Below are 4,572 nucleotides of genomic sequence, written 5' to 3'. Positions count from 1 at the left end.
GTGGTATAACCCGCAGCTTACCTATACGTATTACAATTGGGATCACCTGGGCCATGTGAATGAGCTGCAATATTTACTGGCAGGGTTGTATGCGCTTACGCAAAAGCAAACCTTTTTACAGACCATTAACACGAATGCAAGGTTAATGACGCAGCCCCTGCACGAAAAAGATACTACAACAGGCTCATTGTATTGGGTGCAGCAACAGCTGCTTAGCGGCGGTACAGATCATGCTGCCGGCAGCAACCCAATGGGCAAGCTGTTTGCCATGGCCCGGCAGCTCAGTAACAGCAGCCGTTATGATACATTGGTGAATCAATACGGTGCGCACTATAACCGGTATACATTACACCACGATAAAAAAATAATTGTACAGGGATTGGAAGAAATGCTGAACAGCTTACGCTACAATTTTCCTTTGCTCACCAGCGAAGTGAAATTTACGGATCGTGTATACATTCCCAACAACAGCTTATTATCCGGTATGTACCTGGGCCATTTTGGCGCAGGGTATGAATATCCCAGCCTGCTGGCTTCCTGGAAAAACACCGGTAAGGATGTAGCCATTCTGGTGAATGGCGGCGACCAGCACTTTTTACAGGCGGCCTTATACAATTTCGGGCAGGAGAGAAGTGTGCAATTACGTACCTGGCAGCTGCTGCCCGGCAGGTACTGCGTAAGCACTGGTCTTGATAAGAATGGGGATGACAGCATGGATGAAGTGCTTGGCACAGATACCATTAGCATTACAGAACGGGTAAAAGATATTTCCTTTACCCTGCCCGGCAAACAATTATTGATAGTGGCTGTAAAACAGCTGCAGGCTTACCCCGGCAGTTCTGCGCCTAAAGCAGATCCCGGGCTTACCGCTAAAGACATTGTGATAAAACCAGGCGCCGGAAATAACATGTACGTGGTACAGATCACGCTGCATAATATTGGAAATGCAGCAGCAGAAAACAGCCGGGTAAAATTTTATGTGGATGAGGTAGTGAAAGACAGCACAGTGATCACTTTACTGGAAGCGCCTGATGATCTGAAAGCACGCACGCAGCAGATCTTGTTTCAATGGAAAGCGGCTGCCGGAAAGCATTTGGTGAGAATTAAAATCGAGGGAGAACAACCGGAAATTACAAAACTGAATAACGAAGCCGCGTTATATTTCATGGCAGATGATCACACGAAAGAATAATATTTCTATGTTTTTTTGTAATTTCCGGGTACGTTACCGAAAAATTGTTTTATATTAGAGTTATCGAGTTTATAGAGGAAGTTTTTCTTTTTTTTGATCCGGAGTATTACAATAGATTGGGGGGACATTTTTAAATTTACCGGAATCGCGCCAACAACTAAATCAGCGAAGTAAAAATTTAGGACATTTAAGTAATGACTGTTTATAGAAAGATATTTCTATTACTGGCCATGCTATTGCATGGAATGTACGCCACGTCTGAGATACTGCCGGTGCTGCCTTACCCGCAGCAGGTAAGCATAGGACCGGAGAAAGTAGATTTTCCCGCACAGCTGCGTTTACACGGTATAGGAACCGATGCGCTGATGAACGCCCGCCTGGATGCACACTGGAAATTATTTGCCGCTACCGCAAAAGCAGGCGCCGCCACCACGGTTAACCTGGTATTGCTGGGGAAAGATAAAGGCGCAGACGCTTTGGTGCGCCAGTATGCAGCTGCTGCCATCAAAACAATCGGGCAGGAGGGATACATACTGGTAATGAATGAACAGTACCGTTTCATTGCAGCCAATACGGAAACCGGTTTATTCTACGGCTTGCAAACACTGAAACAGCTTACCCGCGCCGGCTGGCAAACTGCACTAACCATTGTTGACTGGCCGGCTTACAGCCGCCGCGTGATCTTTGATGATATCAGCCGCGGGCCCATTTCCACCGTAGACTATATAAAAGAGCAGATTGCACGGATGGCGGAGCTGAAGATCAACTACCTTTCCTTTTACATAGAACATGTGGTGCAGCCGCTTTCCCATCCCGACTTTGCGCCGGAGAACGGGAAGCTGACCATTGCGCAGATCAAAGAGCTGAGCGCTTATGCAGCCACTTATCATATGCAGCTGATCGGCAGCTTCCAGTCGTTCGGGCATTTTGAAAAAATACTTTCACTGCCGCAGTACCGCTCCATGGGCGAAACATCCAGCTTAATATCACCGCTGAGCGCTAAGGCGCGGCAGTTCCTTTCAGACGTGATCGGCGAGCTATGCGATGCTTTTAGCGCACCCTGGTTTAATGTGAACTGCGATGAAACATTCGGCCTGGGAAAAGGATATTCAAAAGCGTATGTAGATAGTGTGGGCGTAGCAAAATATTATGCAGATCACCTGCAGTTCTTATATGATGTGGTAAAAAAGCATGGCAAGAAAATGATGATGTGGGGCGATATTGCCCTGCAGCATGAAGAAGTGCTGGACCTGCTGCCTAAAGACGTGATCTACCTGAGCTGGGAGTATGGCGATCAACAGAACTACGATGCCTGGACTCAACCCTTTGTCAAACGCAAGCTGGAGTTTATGGTATGTTCCGGCATCCTCAACTCATACCGCATGTTCCCGGATATGGTAATGGCAAAAGCCAATATTGACGGCTTTTACCGGCAGGGCAAGCGGGATGGCGCTACCGGCGCTTTTGCCACCATCTGGGATGATGGCGGCGCTTACCTGTTCTCCGCCGACTGGTATGGCGTGTATGTATCCGCAGAAAAAAGCTGGAACCTGGACACTGCAAACAATACCTCGTTTGACCAGCGCTATGAAACCTGTGCTTATGAAAGCAGCAACGGTAATTATGTGAAAGCGTTATTCACGCTGATGCAGCTGCGGGCTTTACCGCTTACCTATAACCTGAACGATCAGCTATGGCAGCAAAAGATATTACCGGACAGCGGTAAAAAACTGATCCTGAACAATGTATCTGCCATAGAAGCATTGCAGCTCATTAACCAGGCAGGGGATTATATTGCAGCTGCTAAACCGCGCAGCCATGCAGCAGATATCAGCGTCTTGCAGTTTGCTATCCAGCAATACAAACTAATGATCACTACCCGCCTGATCATAGCGGACATTGTTAAAAAATATAGTGCGTCAACCAATACGCCGCGTCAGCAGGCTGTGGCAATCGTTACAGCCTGTGCGGATACTTTACATGCGCTGAATGAGCGCTACAAAGCAGCCGCCCAATGGTTTCAACAGGCCTGGCTGCAGGAGAACCAGCCTTACTGGTTAAACGTGGTGATGCAGCCGTATGAGAAAAAGAGCAATGCCCTGGCTGCGCTGGAACAGCAGCTGCGGCAGGCTGCAACGCAGGCTAAGCTGCCGCCCGTTAACAGAACGCGCTTAAATATTATAGTTACAGACCGTACTTATTTTAAGAACTGGATGTTATGCGGGCCTTTGCCGGTAAAGGAATATGGTGTGATACCCGGTTTTTTATATGCACCGGCAAAGGAAGAGGATGTGCCGCCCTCGCCGGGAGATTTTATTCATTACCAGGATAAGATCTACCGCTGGCAAAAGTTCCCTTCCATGGATGGGGGCATTGTAGACCTGGATGAGAATTATCACTATAAAGGCGGCGCTGCTATCACCTATGCCTATTGCCAGATCAAAACAGACAGCGCCGCCACTGTGAAAGCGTTCCTGGACGCCGGCAACAACGCCGTGTTATACTGCAATGGCATAGCCTGCAAAAGCGCTGGCAGCGGTACAGAGCGCGAGGTACAGCTGTCCTTAAAGAAAGGCGTGAACCATGTGCTTATTAAATTAGCTAATAGCCGGCAGGCATCCTGGAGTTTTACATTCCGCCTGCAGGATAATATCACGGTCACCAATCATAAACATAAATACCAGCTGAATGCTAAAAGCACCAAATATGAAGTGGATTAATAAAACGGTATGTACGGCCTGCATGGCAGGCGCTTTGCTGGGCGCTCAACAGGTGAATGGGCAGCTGAAGAAAGAGGAGATCATTACCGCAATTAATGAAACCGCCGGTTATGTATCCGGTGTGCTGCTGGATGAAGAAGGGAAGTCGCGCTGTGATTATAACCTTACGGAAGGCAAGTGGTATCCCTACGAAGTGCCCTGGCATACCGGGCAGGCAGTGAACGCGCTGCTGGCAGCCTATAAGGTTACGCATAACGAGGCTTACCTGACTGCTGCCAAAAAAGGCGGTAACTACTGGATCAGCATGGAAATAAAAGACAATCCAAAGCTGAACGGCATGGTAAGAGCCATTCACGGTGATGTGCTGGGACCGGATTTTGTGGTGTTTGCCACCGTATCAGATGGTACTCCCGGCATCTATGAGCTGTCTAAAGTAACCAAGGATCCGAAGTATGCGCAGGTAGCCACCAACGCAGCTGCGTGGATGATGAAGAATATGTATGATAAGGACAAAGGCATTTGTTACGATAACCTGAACATCATAACAGGCGAGGTGCTGAAAGAATACAGCCCTTTCTGGAAGCAGAAAGCTATGAAGGACCAGGAGCTGTATGATGTATCTCGTCCTAACACAGAAGGCTCTCTTTTCAAAGATGCCTA

The 4,572-nt window shown here is 48.0% G+C and carries 3 protein-coding genes; all 3 read left to right on the top strand.

Annotated elements, in window-relative coordinates; translation table 11 throughout:
* Positions 1-1,192: CARDB domain-containing protein (locus tag VIM87_RS06640; protein WP_331996219.1), on the top strand; the 1,192-nt coding region annotated here is incomplete at its 5' end.
* 245 nt (positions 1,193-1,437) lie between these two features.
* The gene (locus VIM87_RS06635; protein ID WP_331996218.1) at positions 1,438-3,912 is read left to right on the top strand and encodes a glycoside hydrolase family 20 zincin-like fold domain-containing protein; all 2,475 of its coding nucleotides are present in this window, start codon (positions 1,438-1,440) and stop codon (positions 3,910-3,912) included.
* A partial coding sequence (locus VIM87_RS06630; RefSeq protein WP_331996217.1) for a hypothetical protein occupies positions 3,899-4,572 on the top strand: 674 nt, incomplete at its 3' end. The genes VIM87_RS06635 and VIM87_RS06630, both read left to right, overlap by 14 nt.

The organism is Chitinophaga sp., assembly GCF_036569125.1.
In the GTDB taxonomy this organism is placed as follows: Bacteria; Bacteroidota; Bacteroidia; order Chitinophagales; family Chitinophagaceae; genus Chitinophaga.
The sequence above is the reverse complement of the archived record's forward strand: the minus strand, read 5'-3'. Positions and strand labels throughout refer to the sequence as shown.

Excerpts from the sequence above, each read along its gene's own strand:
- VIM87_RS06635 (WP_331996218.1), top strand. The coding sequence starts at position 1,438 with ATGTACGCCACGTCTGAGATACTGCCGGTGCTGCCTTACCCGCAGCAG.